At 37.7% G+C, this 20,084-nt stretch carries 20 protein-coding genes and 2 pseudogenes; 2 read left to right on the top strand and 20 right to left on the bottom strand.

The window, feature by feature from the left end; translation table 11 throughout:
• The 3 genes from WYK_RS20670 to WYK_RS20660 form a co-directional block, all read right to left on the bottom strand.
• Nucleotides 1-921, bottom strand: a 921-nt coding sequence (locus tag WYK_RS20670) for an AI-2E family transporter (RefSeq protein ID WP_040376325.1), incomplete at its 3' end; no start/stop codon positions are given.
• Between the two features lie 116 nt (nucleotides 922-1,037).
• Entirely contained in the window at nucleotides 1,038-1,643 is a 606-nt protein-coding gene (locus tag WYK_RS20665) for an exonuclease domain-containing protein (RefSeq protein ID WP_040376324.1), read from the bottom strand.
• A gap of 25 nt (nucleotides 1,644-1,668) precedes the next feature.
• Complete coding sequence (locus tag WYK_RS20660; protein ID WP_040376323.1) at nucleotides 1,669-1,899, bottom strand: excisionase family DNA-binding protein; 231 nt, start codon at nucleotides 1,897-1,899, stop codon at nucleotides 1,669-1,671.
• Nucleotides 1,900-2,247: 348 nt separating this feature from the next.
• Here WYK_RS20660 and WYK_RS25875 point away from each other — a divergent pair.
• Nucleotides 2,248-2,361 (top strand): annotated as a pseudogene (locus tag WYK_RS25875) (ATP-binding cassette domain-containing protein); the annotation flags it as partial.
• A 56-nt stretch (nucleotides 2,362-2,417) separates the two neighbouring features.
• Here the strand turns inward: WYK_RS25875 and WYK_RS20655 are convergent.
• The 6 genes and pseudogenes from WYK_RS20655 to nagE all read right to left on the bottom strand — a co-directional run bounded on the left by WYK_RS20655 (nucleotide 2,418) and on the right by nagE (nucleotide 8,083).
• On the bottom strand, nucleotides 2,418-2,678 hold the full coding sequence (locus tag WYK_RS20655; RefSeq protein WP_051387804.1) for a response regulator: 261 nt from the start codon (nucleotides 2,676-2,678) through the stop codon (nucleotides 2,418-2,420).
• Between the two features lie 152 nt (nucleotides 2,679-2,830).
• Nucleotides 2,831-3,598: a toxic anion resistance protein gene (locus tag WYK_RS20650; RefSeq protein ID WP_051387802.1), complete on the bottom strand. Its 768-nt coding sequence runs from the start codon at nucleotides 3,596-3,598 to the stop codon at nucleotides 2,831-2,833.
• A 108-nt stretch (nucleotides 3,599-3,706) separates the two neighbouring features.
• Nucleotides 3,707-4,759, bottom strand: coding sequence for a C45 family autoproteolytic acyltransferase/hydolase (locus WYK_RS20645; RefSeq protein ID WP_040376322.1), 1,053 nt, complete (start codon nucleotides 4,757-4,759; stop codon nucleotides 3,707-3,709).
• Between the two features lie 386 nt (nucleotides 4,760-5,145).
• Nucleotides 5,146-5,367: pseudogene (locus WYK_RS20640) on the bottom strand (sulfurtransferase TusA family protein); the annotation flags it as partial.
• A gap of 12 nt (nucleotides 5,368-5,379) precedes the next feature.
• Nucleotides 5,380-6,450, bottom strand: a complete 1,071-nt coding sequence (locus WYK_RS20635; protein WP_174391534.1) for a YeeE/YedE family protein — start codon at nucleotides 6,448-6,450, stop codon at nucleotides 5,380-5,382.
• Nucleotides 6,451-6,631: 181 nt separating this feature from the next.
• Nucleotides 6,632-8,083 (bottom strand): N-acetylglucosamine-specific PTS transporter subunit IIBC, encoded by a 1,452-nt coding sequence (gene nagE / locus WYK_RS20630; protein ID WP_040376321.1) that lies wholly within the window; start codon nucleotides 8,081-8,083, stop codon nucleotides 6,632-6,634.
• 374 nt (nucleotides 8,084-8,457) lie between these two features.
• On the opposite strand from nagE, the gene WYK_RS20625 reads away from it, so the two are divergent.
• Nucleotides 8,458-8,658 (top strand): cold-shock protein, encoded by a 201-nt coding sequence (locus tag WYK_RS20625; protein ID WP_029714163.1) that lies wholly within the window; start codon nucleotides 8,458-8,460, stop codon nucleotides 8,656-8,658.
• Nucleotides 8,659-8,871: 213 nt separating this feature from the next.
• Here WYK_RS20625 and WYK_RS20620 read toward each other — a convergent pair whose 3' ends face one another.
• The 11 genes from WYK_RS20620 to WYK_RS20570 form a co-directional block, all read right to left on the bottom strand.
• Complete coding sequence (locus tag WYK_RS20620) at nucleotides 8,872-10,215, bottom strand: GH1 family beta-glucosidase (protein WP_040376320.1); 1,344 nt, start codon at nucleotides 10,213-10,215, stop codon at nucleotides 8,872-8,874.
• Between the two features lie 21 nt (nucleotides 10,216-10,236).
• Nucleotides 10,237-11,253 carry a LacI family DNA-binding transcriptional regulator gene (locus WYK_RS20615; RefSeq protein WP_040376319.1) on the bottom strand — a complete coding sequence of 339 codons (1,017 nt, stop codon included), beginning with the start codon at nucleotides 11,251-11,253 and terminating at the stop codon, nucleotides 10,237-10,239.
• Nucleotides 11,254-11,310: 57 nt separating this feature from the next.
• Entirely contained in the window at nucleotides 11,311-12,153 is an 843-nt protein-coding gene (locus tag WYK_RS20610; RefSeq protein WP_040376318.1) for a carbohydrate ABC transporter permease, read from the bottom strand.
• Complete coding sequence (locus WYK_RS20605) at nucleotides 12,150-13,097, bottom strand: carbohydrate ABC transporter permease (RefSeq protein WP_040376317.1); 948 nt, start codon at nucleotides 13,095-13,097, stop codon at nucleotides 12,150-12,152. The genes WYK_RS20610 and WYK_RS20605 overlap by 4 nt, the downstream gene beginning before the upstream one ends.
• Nucleotides 13,098-13,174: 77 nt before the next feature.
• Nucleotides 13,175-14,458 (bottom strand): ABC transporter substrate-binding protein, encoded by a 1,284-nt coding sequence (locus WYK_RS20600; RefSeq protein ID WP_040376316.1) that lies wholly within the window; start codon nucleotides 14,456-14,458, stop codon nucleotides 13,175-13,177.
• Between the two features lie 269 nt (nucleotides 14,459-14,727).
• Complete coding sequence (locus WYK_RS20595; RefSeq protein WP_040376315.1) at nucleotides 14,728-15,096, bottom strand: PqqD family protein; 369 nt, start codon at nucleotides 15,094-15,096, stop codon at nucleotides 14,728-14,730.
• Nucleotides 15,089-16,978 carry an OPT family oligopeptide transporter gene (locus WYK_RS20590; protein WP_040376314.1) on the bottom strand — a complete coding sequence of 630 codons (1,890 nt, stop codon included), beginning with the start codon at nucleotides 16,976-16,978 and terminating at the stop codon, nucleotides 15,089-15,091. Before WYK_RS20590 ends, WYK_RS20595 begins: the two co-directional genes overlap by 8 nt.
• 309 nt (nucleotides 16,979-17,287) lie before the next feature.
• Nucleotides 17,288-18,457 (bottom strand): tetracycline resistance MFS efflux pump, encoded by a 1,170-nt coding sequence (locus WYK_RS20585; protein ID WP_040376313.1) that lies wholly within the window; start codon nucleotides 18,455-18,457, stop codon nucleotides 17,288-17,290.
• 32 nt (nucleotides 18,458-18,489) lie between these two features.
• Nucleotides 18,490-18,675 carry a hypothetical protein gene (locus WYK_RS20580; RefSeq protein WP_040376312.1) on the bottom strand — a complete coding sequence of 62 codons (186 nt, stop codon included), beginning with the start codon at nucleotides 18,673-18,675 and terminating at the stop codon, nucleotides 18,490-18,492.
• A gap of 117 nt (nucleotides 18,676-18,792) precedes the next feature.
• Nucleotides 18,793-19,404: a methyltransferase gene (locus WYK_RS20575; protein ID WP_040376311.1), complete on the bottom strand. Its 612-nt coding sequence runs from the start codon at nucleotides 19,402-19,404 to the stop codon at nucleotides 18,793-18,795.
• Between the two features lie 144 nt (nucleotides 19,405-19,548).
• A complete protein-coding gene (locus WYK_RS20570; RefSeq protein WP_040376310.1) occupies nucleotides 19,549-20,043 on the bottom strand; it encodes a hypothetical protein in 495 nt (164 codons plus the stop codon).
• Nucleotides 20,044-20,084: the final 41 nt, after the last annotated feature.

The following is a 20,084-nucleotide window of genomic DNA, read 5'->3' as shown; positions in this document are numbered from 1 at the left end:
GAGAACAACAGAACATAAAGTAAAGAATGTTGGTAAATTTGTTTTAGCTGACATGAACTTAGGATTCAAGATATAACTTTCAAGGGCATGAATGACTACAATCATGATAAAAACAGCAAGGACCTTCGTAATTCCGCCAATGCTGAAGGCTATCATTGACAACGGTATTAATGAAATAATCACACCAGCAACCGGTATTAAACCTAGGAAAAAAATCATAATTCCTAGTCCAATTAATTGTGGGAATCCCATTAACGCTAAGAAAATTATGGATAGTATCGCATTTGTCAAAGCAATTAAAAATTGAACTTCAATAACCTTACCGAATGAGTTAATGAATTTACTGCCAAAATGCTCGATGTTAATAAAGAAATCACTAAATTTCCCATATTTAAATTTAGCAGTAAAACGAGCAATCTTATCCTTCTCCAGTAAGAAGAATAAACTAAGCAAAAGAGATAAGAATATTTGTAGTCCCAGTTTACCGATGTCAGTTAAGTAATTATATATATTCCCAAACTGTTTTGGTATATCTAACGGAGAATTCAGTTTATTAAGCGTATCAATAATAAAGTGAATTACCGGTATATCTGGGGGATTCATATAGAAATGAGCTATTTGGGTAACTAACTCGGTAAGTTGAAGTGTAATAACCGGCAAGTATTTATATAAAACAATCCCAAGAGCTGAAACAAGGATTATATATATGATACTAATTACTACCTTTTGATTGACTTTAATATATTTATTTAACTGAAGGTAAATAAATTTTTGGAGCCTTCCCATTAGGAAGGTAAAAATAAAGGTAAACAAAAGCAAATGAATCATATTGCCAATACTATATAAAAATACAATTAAAATCAGCAGCGTAATTAGTCTTGAAAAACCTTTACTATGTAAGTAATTCCAGATTTCAGTCATATCCCTTCTTTATCTCCTATCCCAAATCTTACATCATCATTATTTCCTATATGATCTATCTTACACACTTTGTAAGAAACGAACTAGAAATTAATTTCCTTGCACTTTCACATTCCTTAAATGAACGACTTATTTTTTTCTTTTAAGACTGGTTGATACTTCCTCATTGGTCCCTTTGTCAAAACCTGCTGTAAATATGTTTTTCCATTAGGCGCATGCTGTTTCATTAACTCTAGCAAGTTGGTGATATCATCCATTGCTCGATGCGACTGATAGTCCGTAATATAGTGAGCTTGTAATAAGGTTAATAGTTTACTATTGCTGAAACCATATTCCTTCCATGGCACGCCTCTCATTGTACAGTGCCATGATAGATCATTCACCTCAGGATACATCTGATAAATAAAACTGCGGTCAAAAGATGCGTTATGAGCAAATATGACATCCGCCCGATGAAAGTAAGTTTTTAGCTTAACATCATAAAAACTTTTCCCTTCTACTTCTTCAAATGGTATTCCATGAACACGGTATGCCTGTTCATAGTTTCTTCGTGCTGAAGCAGAGAGCGGCTCTCTTAGATAAGCATCCTCATCTATGATATCCAACACTTGGCCATCTTGGTCAAAGGTAAATAATTTTACCGCAATTTCAACCATTTCATCAGTTTTTGGACTTAGACCTGTGGTTTCTACATCAACAACCAAACCAACCTTTTTTATCATTCTAAAATACTCACCCTTTACTTTGTTAATCCTCGTCCTTAATATCCAGATCCTCTGGAATTGGCTCATTCGCCCATTCTTCAGCCAAAATCTTATACTTTTCAAGCTGTTCTAAATGTGTTTTAAATTGATCTTTATAAATCAACAACTGTTCTCCATCATGAACAGTACGTATTTTCTTTTGCATAATAAGACTTTCAATATACTCTTTTGGGAGTGATAAATAGTCTGCAGTTTCTTGAATTGTGAGATACATTTTCTTCACTCCTTTAATTCCTTTTACTACTATTTACTATACAGTAATTACACGTGAATCTCTATTGGAGTTCACTAAAAATTTGACAAATCTTTTCTTCTTAAAACGGCCAGACTATCCACACACAAGGATCCTTTAAAACTACTATTCTTTGAACCATCTGATTATGACAAAAATGTAAGATTCACTCAGAAAATGCAAGGAAAACTTATGATAGATTTAACCATAATTACTTATTGTTAAAAGAAAATCAAAGTTGTCTCGTGCAGCCGTTAAAGGAGTATGGAAACCGGGGATTGTTTACAGAAGGGGTTAGAAAGATATATGGGACAAAAATAATTAATTGGAGGTAATTTTAATGGAATAATGGGGCCATCGGGATCGGGGAAGTCTACATTGTTATATCTATTATCAACGATTGATATAGGCGGTAAAGGTATTTTAACGATTATGGAAAAGAACTGATCGTTTTTAATGGATCGGTTGCTGCGCCGCAAAACAGCCAGAATCTTTGCAACTCAAAATTCAAGGGAAAAGGGCTCTTGAATTAAATCATCCCTCGGACATCCATCACGAGATGATATAAAGATGATTAGGACATCGGAAAACTTTCTTATTCTTTCACACCAATAAAAACTATCGAAACTCGGTAAGTTACTATCCACTAACTTGTCTACCTGATCGAATGCTTCACCAATCATTAATTCAAAGTTCCACTTCTTTAAAACACGCCTATAATCGTTCGTAACATTATCTTCAACAATCATCACTTTATACATACGTCACATCTCATTTTCTTCTAGCATGAACGATGATAGCTCTTTTTCAGCTTGAGTGCGTTTTGTATGACTATCTTGTTGAATATCTATCACTTCTCGCATCCCTTTAAGCAACTGTTTCTGCGTTTCTAGTACCTTTTTATTTTGCTGTTCTATATTATTTTTTCAGCAGCGCTGATAATTTCCTGATTTTGAAGATTAGCCATGGTTAGGGCTACTTGATTCCGCCATAGCGGTATGGATGTTAAGATGGAGGATTGGATTTTCTCGATAAGCCGTTCATTTGTACCTTGAATCAGCTTAATTAAAACTGAATTCTGTTTTGTAATTTCAATGCTGACTCTAAGGTCATATAAACGCTTATCAAGAACTTCAACTATATGATGCCGCTGTTCTGCTTCTTGACGTTTTACAAATTCGTCCTCGATATGTTCTTGTTCGGGCAGAGGACGAATTAACTCCTGCCGTTTAAGCTCTCCTGCTGTCAAATAAACATTCAGTTCATGGTACAACTCATTATTCTGAGTAAAAAGTCGGTTTAATAGTAGTGTATCTGCCAATAGAAAGTTTTTATTCCGATCCAACTTTACTCGGGCTTGTTCAACAGCTGCACTCGCTTTTTGATAAGAAACCAACTGTCGGGTCAGAGAATCATTCTTTTTAAACACTCTTCTGAGAAAAGATTGATTTTTCATCCCCTCATCTTGTCCCAGCTCACTAATCAGCCGCATCAAACCCTTAATGACTTCACCCGTTTGATTGACCTTCTTAGACTGAATTTGTTCAAGCATCTGACGTGTAAACGGCAGCATTTTCGCCTGAATGTTCACTCCATATGACAAGACAATTCTTGGTTTAGTCAAATCAAGTTGACCAGCAAGCAGCTCGACCTGTCTGTAGTATTCATCCTCGTTTTTCATTTCTATCACAACCTTTACCCGCGAAGGGCGGCATTATATCTATATAGGTATTCTCTGTTTAGCTTATATTCCCTTCTTAAATATCTAGTTACTCCCAGCGCGCTCTTCTCATTGAAACCAATCTGCTTTTTCCATATGTAAAAATGGCTGGTCTGTATCGACTTCACCGGTCACTTTTTCCCTTTTTAAATCGTTGCCTTTAAGCCAATGTGCAAAATCAAATTCCACGGGGTGCTGATCACCACCTAAGGCAAACCAGGCCTTCCTTTCCTTAGGAAGATAGCCCGAAGTATGTATCGTTCCTGCCCAACTGCTGTATAAATCAGAAAAAATCCCTTTGTCCGTATCATTTAATAGCCGAAAGGCCACATGGGCTTCAGTAATAGTTTCTTGCTGTAAAATTTCAAGTCTTCGTTTTGAATCAATAAGGTGCCGGCGGTTTTCATGTTCCATGATTTCAAAATGATTCGTACATGCTTGTGATTGACGGACCTCCACCCCACGTGGTGATGTTTCGATTACATGACTTGTTCCAATTTGATCGTGAACTACATAGCTGAAAGAGTGTCGATGCGGGATTTCCTTTAGCATGGCGACCGCTTCATGAGCACTTGCACACGATTCTAAAATCAATCTGCCAATCATACAGCAAATAAAGCCATCTCCAGGATTTTTTCGATTCATAAAATTGTAGCCCATCGCAAGTCCCTTTTCGTTCATCCCATCCATTCGTCCCGTTACCCTCTGGCTTGGACCAATCATGGCATATCCCCCATCGCTTGGTTGAAATAAAGTATAACGGCCTTCATACGTTTTCGGATGATAATCATAATTACGAATTAAATAATCAGATCCCGTTAAAATCGAACAGCCAGAATGAACATAGTTCAGTCGATACCCGCCAAATTCCTGTAAAACTCTATCAATAGGCCACTCAAGAGCCTCCTGCAAACCGAGCAGTTCCTCCCAAACTCCAGGTGCAAAAGCGATAAGTGCTTGTTTAACTTCGTCTGGTTTTATCGTAAATCTTGGTAACCGCACCTTCCATTGATTTTCACGATTTTTCACTGAAAATGAATTCTTCAGCCTTTTCCCCTGCCTATATCCAAAGTCATAATGTGTACCCCTGAATTGAAAGATTTCACTATATATGGATTTCATCGTTATTTGTCCCCTTTTTAATATTATCAGTAATTTAGTTTTACCAGGGGGCATCCGGACAAAAAGTCGACTCTTGAACGGCTTATTCCCGTCTGATGTCCTCCACGAGACGAAAATCCCCCAACGGGTATACAATTCTTAGATTGTTTGTTTAAAATGACACTCTTTTCTTTTTGGCGTGGACCCAGGAAGGGTATTTTGTTGATTTTTTTCGATCACAACTAGCTATTCCCGTCTGCGATGGGCTTATTCCCGTCTGGAGGTCTCTTATTCCTGTCTGAAGCCTATTTTCAGGCTTATAATACCCCCTATGGTACATATACCACCATTTTACAATTAAAAAAATGGCTCCAGTAAGAAGACTGGAGCCAACGTGTTAAAATTATTTTTTTTGTTACAGTGATCGTCCAAGACGCTTCATCTAGTTGTTCATAATTAGTTACTGTATGTCCTGCTTCCGCAGCCCAGCGCGGCAGAGTTTCTGTCGCTTGCGTACAGTCAAAATTAATGACTAATTCATCACCTGAACTAAGAAATTCCATTTCATTTTTTGCTTCTACTAAAGGAAACGGACAAACCATTCCCATTACTTCTAGTGTTTTTTGCATATTTTCTTCCTCCTAAGCTGTAGTAACAGCTGATTGTGCAGCTGCCGTTTTCCTTTTCACATTTGGTCGTATAAAGACAAAATACGATGCAGTCCATGTTCCTAAAATCATGAAGACTAGGGATACCCATCCCTGCCAAGTCATCATCGCTGTCATAACTAAACCATTACCAATTGAACAACCGCCTGCTAGGCTAGCGCCGAAGCCCATTAGGATTCCGCCGATAAAGCTCGTAATTCCAGTTTTAGCATCAGGCATTCTAAAGCGGAACTCTCGGCTTCCTTTTGCTGCAATGAATGAACCAAGGAAAATCCCTAGAACAAGGAACACTCCCCAGTTAATAATAGATACATCACCCGTTACTAAGTATTGAAGTATATTGGCAGAAGGCGTAGTAATCCCTAATCCTGACATTCTGCCTGTAGCTTCACTAAGCGGCCAAGCTAGGATCGCAATTAATCCCACCAACATAGCCGTGAAGAATGGATGCCAGCGTTTTTCGAATAACAAATGCGCTATCCCGGTCCGCTTCGGCTTCATTGAAGGGATTACAATCTTCGGCTTTCTTAATTCTCTACTAATAATCCAGACAACAATAGCTGTAAAAATAGCGATGAAGACCCAGACAGAAATTCCTGTTGTATCAGCAATTGAATTCTTTGGAAGAACAACTGATGAAATCGATTCGTTTACAGGTGTTAATGGTCCTGATTTCATAATCGTACTCATCAGCATATACCCAGCAAGCGCCATCCAGCTGCCCAGCAGACCTTCACCAGCACGGTACCATGTCCCAGTGGCACAGCCGCCGGCAAGGATGATGCCAATACCGAATACAAAAGAACCAATAATTACTGCAACCCAAGGAAAGGCACCTGTAGAAAATTGAATAACATCCATTTGGATTAAGGTATAAACACCAATACTTTGAACTGCTATCGCAATTAACAATGCATAAAACATGCGATTATCTTTCGCTATATACATATCCCGGAATCCACCTGTGAGACAGAAACGGCCTCGTTGCATAACGAAACCAAGTAAAGCTCCACAAAGTAAACCAGTAAGGATCATTTGTATCATTTAGTTTTCTCTCCTTCTTTAAAACCAAGTAAGTCTATGTGTTATGTAAATATAATATGGATAATAGAAGTTTAAGTCAAGAGTTTAAGTTGTAATCTAGTAATATCAAAATAGACATGAATGATTTATAACAAAGAAAAAGTCGTCCCTGTATAAGGAACGACTTTTTTTGATTCTTTCTCTATTTATGAAGCTTTTCCATCTCATCTGCTACAAATTGAACTTGCGTACCAACGATTACTTGTATACTTTGAGGACCGACAATATTAATACCTGGTACACCAGTTGCTTTGATTTTTCTTTGGTCAACTACATCCATGTCCTTCACTTCAATTCTCAAACGAGTAACACAATTATCTATGGCAGTAATATTATCGCGACCCCCTAAGCCTACATAGATTTCAGCTGCCATATCAGCATATTTATTACTTGAAGAAACAGCATTGTTAGTTAGAACAACCTCTTCTTCATCCATATCATCTGATCTTCCTGGTGTCATTAAATTGAACTTCACGATTAAGAAGCGGAATAAGAAATAATAGATTACTGCGAACACTAAACCTTGAACAAGGAGCATATACGGCTGATTGGCAAGTGGCAGATTAAAGCTTAAGAAATAATCAATAAAACCAGCACTAAAAGCAAAGCCTGCTGTCCAATGGAAGAAAGCTGCAATCATTAAGGACAAGCCTGTCAAAATTGCATGAACTAAATAGAGCAGTGGAGCTAGGAACATGAAGGCAAATTCAAGCGGCTCCGTTACACCTGTAAAGAATGAAGCAAAGCCTGCTGCAAGCATTAAGGAAGCAGTTTGCTTTTTCTTTGCTGTTTTTGCTGTATGATACATAGCTAATCCGGCAGCCGGAAGGCCAAACATCATTATAGGGAAGAAACCTGCTTGATACATACCTGTAACACCTTTTGTGCCTTCTCCCTTCCAGAAGTTCCCGATATCATTAATCCCAATTAAATCAAACCAGAACACAGCATTCAACGCATGATGCAAACCTGTTGGAATTAACAGCCTGTTAAAGAATCCGTACAGACCCGCTCCTAGTACACCCAATTTACTAATTAATTCTCCAAAATTAACAAGTCCTGTATAAACTACCGGCCATATGAAGAATAACAATAAGGCGACAACAAGCATCGATAATGCGGTCATGATTGGGACAAGTCGTTTTCCGCTAAAAAAGGCGAGTGCATCTGGCAATTTCACGTGACTAAAGCGATTAAACATGAAGGCTGCAACCAACCCTGAAATAATTCCTACAAACGCATTGTCAATTTTCCCAAACGCGGCATTTACATTTTCTACTTCAATTCCCTTTAACATAGCTACCGAATCCGGTGCCAAAAGTGTTGTTGCAACTAAAAAGGCAACAAGTCCGCTTAAGGCTGCAGAGCCATCTTTTGTCTTAGACATACCAAGTGCGACACCGACGGCAAAAAGGATAGGGATATGGTCTAAAATAGAAGATCCTGCTTTAATAAGGAAAGCCGCCAATGCATTCCCTGACCCCCAGCCATTCGGATCAATCCAATAACCAATACCCATCAAAATCGCAGCAACCGGCAGAACAGCAACCGGCAACATTAAAGAACGGCCGATTTTTTGTAGAAATTTCATCATGGTCATTTCCCCCTAATATTTAGTCATCTCTTTCTACTCGTAAATATAAAAGAACGAATGATATCAATTAACCGTACCTTTTCCATTCACCTCCTAGATTGCTGCCTGCTCTACGAAGAATGATAATCTTTCTAATTGACTTCCATGTTAAGCCATATAAATCCTCTATTTTCGACAGAAATAACTTAAGCCTGTATACCTATCTATCTTATTAATAATTGATTGATTTGCTTTTTAGAACAATCCATGTTATTCTTAAGAAGAATTATTTTTGTCCGGTAGAAATGAAAACAAAAAGTTTAACTTTTCGTCTCGTTGTTCACTGAGAGCAAGGATAGTAATACAATGTGTGAAAGCACTAGGAGGCAACAAAAATGGAACAAGGTAAAGTAAAATGGTTTAACGCAGAAAAAGGATTCGGCTTCATCGAACGCGAAAACGGAGACGATGTATTCGTACATTTCTCAGCTATCCAAAGTGAAGGCTTCAAGTCTTTAGATGAAGGCCAAGAAGTTACTTTTGAAGTAGAACAAGGTCAACGTGGACCCCAAGCTACTAACGTTCAAAAAGCATAATCTTAGCTGATTATATAGACAGATCCTGCTTGCAGGGTCTGTCTTTTTGTGTGCATAAAAATAAACAATAAAAAAACTTTGCTCACGAATGAGCAAAGTGATTGGTCCAAGTAAAGTAAAACACAGTAAAAGGGTTTGTCTAATTATAACATACATTTACGATGAAAAGTAAATTTATTCAAATTACTTTTCACCGTTTATATGTAATCTCACTTATACTTCAAACCGCCCTTTTTCAATGGTATCTTTAAGCCAGTAATAACTGTCCTTTTTGGTTCTCTCTAATGTTTCATAATCGACGTGAACGATCCCGAATCTCATACTGTAGCCATATGCCCATTCAAAATTATCAAGCAGGGACCATGTCAAGTATCCTTTAATATTCACACCTGATTCAATGGATCTATGTAGCGCTGTTAAGTGAAGCTTTAAATAGTCTATTCTTTTCTTATCCTGAACCTGCCCATTTACTGGTTCTTCATTATAACAAGAACCATTTTCAGTAATATAAATGGGAACGTCACCATATAATTCTTTAATTTTGACTAGTACATGATAAAATCCATCTGGATAGATAAACCAGCCTATGTCCGTTTGATCGTATCCCATATCAATATTCTCGCAGTTAAATAATCCCTCGTTTTCTTTATACCTAGCGACATTTCCCGTGTAATAATTAATCCCCAGGAAATCAATTTTTTCAGAAATAGCTTCCATATCTCCAGTATTAACATGCGGTACTGCACCTTTTTCTGCAAACCATTCTAGCAGAAATATTGGATAAGCCCCATTGAAAACAGGGTCAAAAAACCACTCTAAATTCCAGCCATTTGCCCGATTGCACGCCTCTATGTCTTCTTGTTTGCTGCTGTAAGGCTCATACCAAGTAACATTTGGAGCGTAACCTATTTCTCCCTCTGTCCCGGATTTTCGAAAGCTTTGGACAGCTTTCCCATGAGCAACCATTAAATGATGAGCTATATCTGTCGCAAGCTGAAGATCCTGATTACCTGGTGCATGAACACCTATGTAATTCGATAAAAAAGAAGCACACCATGGCTCATTCAAGGTTATCCATTTCTTAATTTTCCCATTAAATTCATTGAACATAAATTCAGCATAAGCAGTGAATGCCGAAATAGTCTCACGGTTTTCCCAGCCTCCCTTGTCCTGAAGGGCTTGAGGCAAATCCCAATGGTAGAGCGTACACATAGGTTCAATTCCTTTTTCGATCAGTGAATCAACTAATCTATGATAATACTCGACTCCTTTTTGATTCACCTCTCCCGTTCCATTTGGAAAAATCCGCGGCCACGATACGGAAAAACGATATATATCTGCTCCTAATTCATCGAGAAGTTGAATATCTTCTTCATATCGATGATAACTATCACAGGCACGATCACCGTTTTCTTCGTTATATACCTTCCCTGGTGTTTTAGAGAAAGTATCCCATATTGACAGTCCTCTGCCATCTTCATTTGCTGCACCTTCAATTTGATACGCTGCCGTAGCACTTCCCCATTTAAACTGTTTTGGAAATTGAATAGTGGACATATATACCCTCCTATTTCATAATCACATACTGTTCATAGATGAATGTCGAATCACAAGTTCCGGTTTAACAATTGATGGCTCACTACACTCTTCTTTGGTAATTAGATCATTTAATTTTTTAGCTGCTATCCTTCCTAACTCTTGTTTATCTTGTTTGACTGTACTTAATGTAGGCTCACTATACCGGCATGCCTCAACATCATCACAGCCAACTACTTTAATATCCTTTGGAATTCTTCTGCCAGTTTCTTTAATCGCTCTCATTGCACCAAGTGCCATCATATCTGACGCCGCAATGACTGCTTTAGGAACCTCCCGATTTTGAAGAATGTGCTTCATACTTTCATAGCCGCTGTTTTCAAAAAAGTCTCCATGTGCAATCCATTCTGGTCGAATGGGTTGTTTATATTGCTTCATCGCACTAAGAAAACCTTCTAAACGAAGATTCGATATTTCCGACGTTTTCTTTCCTGCTATAAAAGCGATTTCTCCGCTTGCCACTTCATATACATGCTCAACTGCTAATTGCGAGACCATTAAATTATCTGTCATCACAAAAGCGGAGTTCTTTCCAGAGAGTTTGATATCTATTCCCACACAAGGAATTTCACTTTGATCTAGTTCCATAACCGCCTGCTCGATCTCTTCACCAGCAACAATAAGACAACCATCTAGACGAAAATGTCTGCATCGTGCTAGATAATCTACATCTTTCCGAATAGATGGTTCATTTGAAAAGATAATAATATCATAACCCAGTCCAACGATGTTTTTTTGGAAAGTGGAAATAACTTCACTAAAAAAAGGATGATTAAACTTTACATTGGTCTCCCCAGCATAAATCAAGCCAATTAGACCAGATTTATTCGTTGCCAGCGATTTGGCTGAAAACGTAGGTTGATAGCCAGTCTTTTCAATTATACGCATTACCTTACGCTTCGTTTGCTCGTTGACTCCCTCATAATGATTAATCACCTTTGATACTGTTGCTTTTGAAACCCCCGCCATTTCTGCAATATCACGGATTGTTAACGTCATCTCGATTCCCTCAAATCTAGCTGCTTATCTATAGGCTTCTTCTGATTTATCTGCATCCTACTTAACTGAACCTTCAGCAATACTCGAGATAAACAATTTGTTAAATATTAAAAAGACGATTAGTAGCGGAACAGTCGCCCAGAACACCCCTGACAGGAGCATACCAAAATCAACTTTATTCGTATTATTTAATGAGGCAAGTGCCACCTGAATTGTATAGGATTCCGGATCACGAAGGACCGTAAACTGCCATAAGAACTCTCCCCATACTGACGTAAAAACAATAATTCCAAGTGTTGCAAAAGCCGGAAGAATAATTGGCAAGACCACACTTCGATAAATCCTAAAGTTAGAGCACCCATCGAGCTTCGCGGCTTCAATTAATTCATCAGGTACAGATTGATTTACATATTGCCTCATCAAAAAGATTCCTAATGGGTTTAAAAAGAACAAAATCATGGCTGCAAATAAGTGATCAAGTAATCCGGCCTTGGCCACTAATAAATATTGAGGGATGAGCCCCAGCTGAGGAGGGATTACGATCGTAAATAAAATGGAAAAAAACAAAATGTTCTTACCCGGAAACTTGAATTTCGCAAATGCAAATCCTGCCAACGAGCTAATAAACAGCACAACAATTGTCACGGTTAGACAGACAATCAACGTATTAACCATCGATTGAAAAAACGGAATCATTTCTAAGACCTTTTTAAAGTTTGCTACTAACTGATCTCCTGGAATAATCGTAGGCGGAATCGAATTATAAGCCGAACTTGGGCTTGTAGCCATGACAAACATCCAATAAAAAGGGAATATTGAAAAGAAGGAGATAACAGTTAAGAATAAATAGATGGCCAGACGTCCGATTCCCCACTTTTTAGTTCCGACCTCTCGACTCATCCTTTTCTCCCCCTTTTTCTACCGTATCCTTGAGTAATCATCATATTTAATGCTGAAACTCCTACGATAAAGATTAACAGTATAATGGCCGACGCCGACGCCGTACCAAAAGATGAAATTCTAAATGCATCACGGTATAAGTACATCACCACTGTTAGTGCCTCATCCCGTGAAAACGCCGCGTTACCAAGGAATACAGCCGGCTCCGTAAATAGCTGCATCGCACCCACCGTCGAAAAAAAGACAGTCAATAAGATAAACGGCTTTAACATTGGAATCGTTATATACCTTAACTGTTGTAGTTTATTTGCTCCATCAATCTTAGCCGCTTCATACAAATCATTGGAGATACTTTGCATGCCAGCAAAGAAAATAATCGTATTATACCCAAGCCATCTCCAAAACACCATCGTTGATATCGCAATTTTAGCTCCCCACTCTGATGTTTTCCAATTGACTGGATCCATCCCGATTAAGCCAATTAAGTAATTGACTAAGGCTGTATCATTGTTACTGAAAAAAACACTGAATACTAAAGCAACCGCAACCATGGAAGTGATATACGGCATAAAGATCGTAATACGAAAAAAGTTCTTGAATCTTAGGTACGTTAAATTTAAAAAGAAAGCAAGTACTAATCCTACTACCAACTGAGGTGCAGTTCCCATAATTCCAAGCACAATCGTATTATAGACAGACTTCCAGAATAAAGGGTCTGTTAAAATAACTTTGAAGTTAGCAAGCCCCACAAACTCCATTTCGCCCATCCCATTCCATTTTTGAAACGCCAGGAAAAGACTAAATAGCGCTGGATACAGTCCGATAATGGCAAAGATAACAAAAAATGGCGAAACATATAAATAGCCTGATATCATATCTTTCGTTTTTTCAGATAATGAACGTTTCCTATACACCGTATCCTTTTTAACTTCTAAAGGAATCATTTCACTTCCTCCTCAGAGACTATAAAAATACAAATCTGACGGCATAGTAACCGCCAGATTTTATTCAATCTGCCCTATCAGCGATCTAGTGCTTTTTTAATACGTTTGATAGCAGCTGTCCATTCCTTCTCAGGATCTTTTCCACTTTGTACGTTAGTCAATGCGGCATTGATTTCATCATTAACCGTGATATAATTTTTACCTTTATAGACGTAGCCGATCTTTTGTGCCGATTCAGCAAATACATTTTGAGTCGATTGACCGCTGAAATACTCATCCGTAGAAGCTTTAAAGTCATCCATCTCATACACTACTGGCGAAGATGGGAACAGCCCGTTAGATTTAAACGATTTTAATTGATTATCTGGTGAAACCAACCATTTTACAAAATCGTAAGCTTCCTGAGGATGTTTCGTTTCTTTAGGAATGGTAATATATGAGCCGCCCCAGTTACCACTGTATTCTGTTGGCAATGTGGCTACTTTATACTTACCAGCAGCATCAGGTGCATTTCCTTCCATCCAGCCCTTAAACCAAGCAGCTCCTAATTCAACAGCAAAATCGCCTTTTTGAACCCCAGTTGCCCATTCTGGCGACCACATTGCTAGGTTGCCTACTAACCCTAACTTATTCATCTCGATTGCTTGATCATAAGCACCTTTTACACCATTTCCTGCTTCTTCAATTAATAGATTTCCTTCTGGATCAAAATAACTTTCTTCCAATGTATCTAGCTTTGCACGGTACATCATTTCCATACTGGCAACCATAGGCTTTCCTGTTTTTTCTTTGATGGTTAACGCAGCTTCTTTAAAACTTTCTGGTGAAGAAATAAGAGCCGATACTTCTTCAGGCTCTGTAGGCAGCCCTGCAGCTTCAAATAGCTCAGTACGATAGTATAGACCTTTAGGACCTATATCTGTCGGAAGCCCCATTAAGAATTTCCCGTTATCATTTTCAGCGATTTTCCATTTCCAATCTAAGTATTGATCTTTTATTTCATCAGCCTTCATATCATATAAATTAAGCAGTCGGTCTTGGGCATCCCGAAAACGGTCAACCTGATCTACTTCAAGCATAGCAACATCTGGTGCACCGGTTCCAGCAGATAGTGCAGTAAACAAATTACTATGATGTGCATCCGTTTCTGACTTTTTAATTTTAATTTTTACATTTTTATTTTCTTTCTCATACTCCTTAGCGAGTTCTTCATAACCAGTCGCACCGAACACCCAGAAATCGATTGATACTTCTTTGTCCTTACTGCCGCCGTCACTTGAAGTCTTATCTGATGAACATGCTGCAACTCCAAATACTAATAAAGTTGAAAAACCGACTAATAGCCATTTTTTAAATTTCATGATATTTCCCCCCGAAAATAGATTAGATTTTATTGAGATCGCCTTCTGTTAAGCGTTTTATTTACCTCCTTTCTAATTAACGAAACCGGTTTCTACAAAGAGTAAAAAAATATAAATATTACAAAATTAACCAGTAAAGCGCTTTCAATAATGATTATAGTGAATGATAATTATAAAATCAATATGTTTCTAGAAAACTAAATTACATCCAATACATGTTTCCCAAGCACAAAAAAAACACCCCCATATTATGAAATATGGGGGGAAACTTATTTTAAAACTGAATCATCGGTATCCCAGATAATCCAGTCATATACTTCAAGTACTTGTAAAAACTTCACAAGCCGCGGTAGGGCAGGCTCTGCTTCTTCACCAAAATGTTCACTCATCTCATCAGCTATTTGTTGTACATTCTTATGGGAATCAAGCTGTTCAACAACAAATAATCCAAATTTATCAAGTTTAATTCGACGAACGGCAGGCTGTTTGAAGAAACGAATCGTAAATCTTTCTACTATGTTAGTCCTCTGGATGATCAAAAAAGCTCCATCGGACTCCTTTTTCAACGTGACTCGTTTCTCCAAAAGAGGAACCATAATTAGTAGGTTCTTCTCCTCTTTGCGTCTTTTTTTAAACATTTTTCTTAACCTTCTTACTAGCCATGTACCAAAGGAATCCAGCTAGTGCCAAGAATAATAAGAGCGGGATGAGATTGCTTGCCATTGCCGCAGTCTCTGGAACTTTCACTCCAACTGCAATTAAAACAGCAATCAATACACCAAGTAAAGATTCACCTGCAATTAAACCTGAAGCTAGTAATACACCTCTGTCTACACGTTCTTTAAGAGCTTCTTTTGTTTTTGCAAAGAATTCTACGAAGTAACGAACAAATCCACCAATCATAATTGGCGCACTAGTATGAACAGGCAAGTAAATTCCCACTGCAACTGTTAATGAATTTAAACCAAAGAATTCAAGCGTGATTGAAATGGCTGCGCCGATAAAGATCAACGTCCAAGGTAAATCTCCGCCTAGAACACCTTCAGCAAGTATCTTCATTAGTGCTGCTTTAGGTGCAGGCAAGTCAGAAGAGCCAATAGTATAAGCATTATTCATAAGAATAAGGATAAAACCAATTACAGATGCGGATGCAACGACACCAATCATCATAGCAACTTGCTGTTTCCATGGTGTTCCGCCAACAATGTAACCAGTTTTTAAATCTTGAGAAACGTCTCCAGCAACTGCAAGAGCCGTACACACAATTGCTGAGACAGTTAATGCAGCAATCATACCTTTCATTCCTGTATATCCAACTGACGAATAGACAAGAGCAACAATAAGTAGTGTAGCAATAGTCATTCCAGAAACCGGCGATGAAGAACTACCGACGATCCCTACAATTCTAGAAGCAACAGTAACAAATAAGAAACCAAAGATTCCTATTGCAAGAGCACCAATGAAACCAACTTCTGTAACAGGTATAAAAGCAATAATTAAAATGATAGCCAAGATACCGATCCAAACATATTTCGCAGGCATATCTCTTTCCGTACGAATAGGCTGTGGTTTAAGCTGGCCTTTATTGGATTGTAGGCCTTTAATTGTATCCATACCAGATTTAAATAGCATTGGTAAAGTTTTAACTAAGGTAATTAATCCCCCTGTAGCAACCGCACCTGCACCAATATAACGAATATAATTATCCCAAATTCCCCATGCATCTAATTCACCAATTGGAACTTCAGATGGGAAGATAGCTACAGTAGCATTACCACCAAAGAAGCTGATGGCTGGAATAAGTACAACCCAAGCTAGAAGTCCGCCGCCAAGCATTTGCCCAGCAACACGCGGCCCGATAATATACCCTACACCTAATAAGGCAGGAAAAACATCAAGTCCAACTACAGCATTTTTAAATCCTACAATGCTTGTTTCAACTTCTGTTTTGAAAAGTTTAAAGCCATCACCAAGTACTTTAATTGCACCACCGATGACTAATCCTATACCAATTAATTTGGCGTTTGATCCGCCCTCTTCACCTGATTTCAGAACTTCTGCACAAGCAGTTCCTTCTGGGAATGGTAAAGTTTCGTGCTCATTTACAATTAGTAGCTGTCGTAGGGGTACCATCATAAATACACCTAGAAATCCTCCTGTAAGAGCTACGAAAATAATAAATAGCTGACTCACATCTAGATCCCACATGAATAAGGCAGGAAGTGTAAATACAGCTCCGGCTCCAATAGCTTCACCGGCAGTAGTCATTGTTTGAACAATATTATTTTCTAATATTGAATCACGACGTAAAACTCCTCTTAAGATCGCCATTGAAATAACTGCTGCAGGAATAGATGCAGAAACAGTTAGTCCAATAAGAAGTCCTAAGTATGCGTTAGCGGCACCAAATACTATAGCAAGAATAATACCTAAAATAATGGCAGTAGCTGTAAGCTCTGGTAAAGACTTTGACGCTGAGACGTAAGGAACAAATTTACTTTCTTTTGAATTGTTAGACAATTTAGTCACTTCCTGTATTGGACTTTAAATCATAGGAGACATTATATCACTCTAATTTTAGTTTCGGCAATGGTAATTCTTATAATAGAATTAAATCAGACGAATGTGAAAATTCCGTCAAAAGTACTACCCGTCTAATCTCTGCTTTTAGAGCCTTTATACACATGGTTTTGTTCTTAATTTCTCCATTATATTTGTGACTTAGAACATGTACTTAATTAATTTCTACTTTATTTAACAATATTATTCCAACAAAAGTCACAACAAAAAACCTGTAAGCTTGTTTCCAAGTTTACAGGTTAAAAATACTCAAACCACCATATTTATTTTACGGTTCTTAACATGATAAATTTGATAGAGAACTAACGCAAATATTGAAAGGATGGCTCCAGAAATATACGGTAAACCAATTGATACGGAATATAACGCTCCGCCTATAGGAGGTCCCGCTATTCGGCCAAATGAATCAAAAGAGGAAAGCAATCCTGTAGCACTACCATGTCCAGATGTTGAATTTTTCGTCAAAAGAGACGAAATTGCAGGACGGATGACTCCGTTTCCTAAACCAAAAATGGTTAAAAACGCCGCAGATGTCCAGAAGCTATGCGAGAACAATATTAGGATAAATCCTATTGCTGACACGATAACTCCCACTCGTATAACTGCACCTTCCCCATATTTTTTGGTCATTGGTCCAACTAAACCACCCTGAACAATTGCACTGCCGAATCCCATAATCATAAATATGTATCCTAATTGAACCGTACCAATACCTGCTCTTTGTGCAGCAAAGTAAGCGAAAGTCGTTTCAAGACCTGCCATTGAGAGCGTGATAATTAATTGCAGAATAAAGATGATTGATACAGGTCCCTGAAAGGCTTTCCACATGGACGCTTTTTTATCGGATCGTTTTACCCTCTTTTCTACCGACAATGATTCTTTAACTAATACGATTACTAAAAAGAATGTAATAATCGAGAAGATTCCAGCGATATAAAAAGGCATATTCAAACTTACCTTAGAAAAAATACCGCCAATTGCTGGACCAAAAACGAAGCCTAATCCTGTAGCAGCTCCAATAATCCCCATTCCTTTTCCTCGTTCTTCAGGTGTCGTGATATCTGCTACATAAGCCATAGTCGTTGGCATATTTGCTGAAGAAAGAATCCCGCCTACAATTCTAGCCACAAATAATACCCATAAAGAATCTGCCATTGCCATAATAAAAAAGGAAAGAGCAAGCCCTGCAATTCCTATCAACATCACCGGCTTCCTTCCGATACGGTCAGAAATACGTCCCCACATTGGGGCGAAAAATAATTGCATTAACGAATATACAGCCATTAAAATTCCAAGTTCAGTAGGACTCCCGCCAACTTTTTCTGCTAAAAATGGTAAAACAGGAATGATAATACCAAAACCAACCATTACTAAAAACATTACTAAAAAAAGAACAGGTAACACTTTTTTAGTTTCCATAGATTTCTCCTTCTAAAGATCCGTAAAACCAATTAGTAACATTCATAAGAATCTTGAATCGCAGTAAATTTAATCCATACTTTTTCGTCTAAAAGTATAGTATTCCATATATTGAAAGTCAACGCAGGTGTTTTCCAAGAACATAACAGGCTGAGGACATTTATCTTCTCACCAGTTTTTATTTTCTGCTTTTCATACTCGGAAAATGCAGCCTTCAACGATAATCCACCTCACTATGTAACTATAATAGTAATATTATACCATTATATCACTAATCGTTGGCCAGCTGTAAGGTGCGTCAACCGATTCGACTTCCTGTAAATCCTGTAGCTTCTCTAAACAAAGGATAACGAATAAATTAGAAACCGTTCATTACTATTATGTTCATATAAACCCGGCAAAATAACTTCTTTCTTTAATTCAAAGAAGGTTTGATTTTCCAAGAAATAGATATAATCTTCTGATGGATAATATAAGAGTAACTCTACCTCACGAGATGTTGTTTCCAATGAAACTAAAATGTTATTTACGATCGTATTAAACACTTGGATTGAAAACGGATTGAAAAAGTAAAATCGGTTATCCTCAGGCTTGATTTCATACTCTTGTGCATAACAGCAGTGAAACTCAATTTTATCTGTATTCGTCTTGCTCTTTTTTAAATAGTTTGTTCGGTTATTCATCGCCTCATCATAAAGTACTTCATTCATCTCAACCCCTACTACAGTTGCATCGTACAGATAATTTATGAAGAAATTTAATCGTCCTTTTCCACACCCAAAATCAACAATCCGATCTGAGCTTTTGATTTCATACTGATCAATTAAAATTTCTAGAGCACTAAAAGGCGTTGGTTCGTATCGATGGTAATGAAAAGATTTATTGAATCCCTGCTGAATACCTCCAGTTTTAATATTCAGCAATTTATCATAATAATGATCTCTCATGAATTCACTCCTTTAATTCCTCCTAAGACATACTCTCTATCTAAAGTATACACGTTAAGCTGCCATTCCTTCTCATCAATGAATAAAAACTCCTTCTATATAAGGAAGGAGTTCTTAACATATTGATTTGGCAGGATAATCACCTTAAAGATTGATTCCTATCCAAAGAATGTCATCCTTAATTTCACATAATGTAAACGTTCCAAAAGGAAACTGCCGCACAGGCTCAAATGCATTTAAATCCATGATTACCTTGCCTTGGTTATAAGTTAGAAAAGTAGATTTCTTAAAGATAGCTTTTTTAATCCAGTCTTGATTCACTGGTGTCATATTAATCACTTTAAAAATTACTTTTCGGTCCGTGACCTCTATGGGTTTGACTTCAAAAGTAAAATTAATGGTCATTAATAACTTATTCGCTGTACCGCTGATAATTGCGGTGTCATCAGTAAAGGCAACCTCGACATTATTTATACCATCAAAGTCTTGGTCTTTAAAAAAATAGAGAAAGATCTCTGGTCTCACTGGAATTTTAATACTATTGGCAGCTGCTTTCTTTTTTGTTTTTGAACGGACTCGGGCCCCGTTTTCACCCCGTTTACTTACTGGTTGGTTTTGCTTGTTATCTGGGTTCCTCATATCATTACCCCGCTTCTAAATTTTAAGTATAGGTAATGCAT

The sequence above is a fragment of the Peribacillus psychrosaccharolyticus ATCC 23296 genome, assembly GCF_000305495.1.
Taxonomy (GTDB): domain Bacteria; phylum Bacillota; class Bacilli; order Bacillales; family DSM-1321; genus Peribacillus; species Peribacillus psychrosaccharolyticus.
The sequence above is the reverse complement of the archived record's forward strand: the minus strand, read 5'-3'. Positions and strand labels throughout refer to the sequence as shown.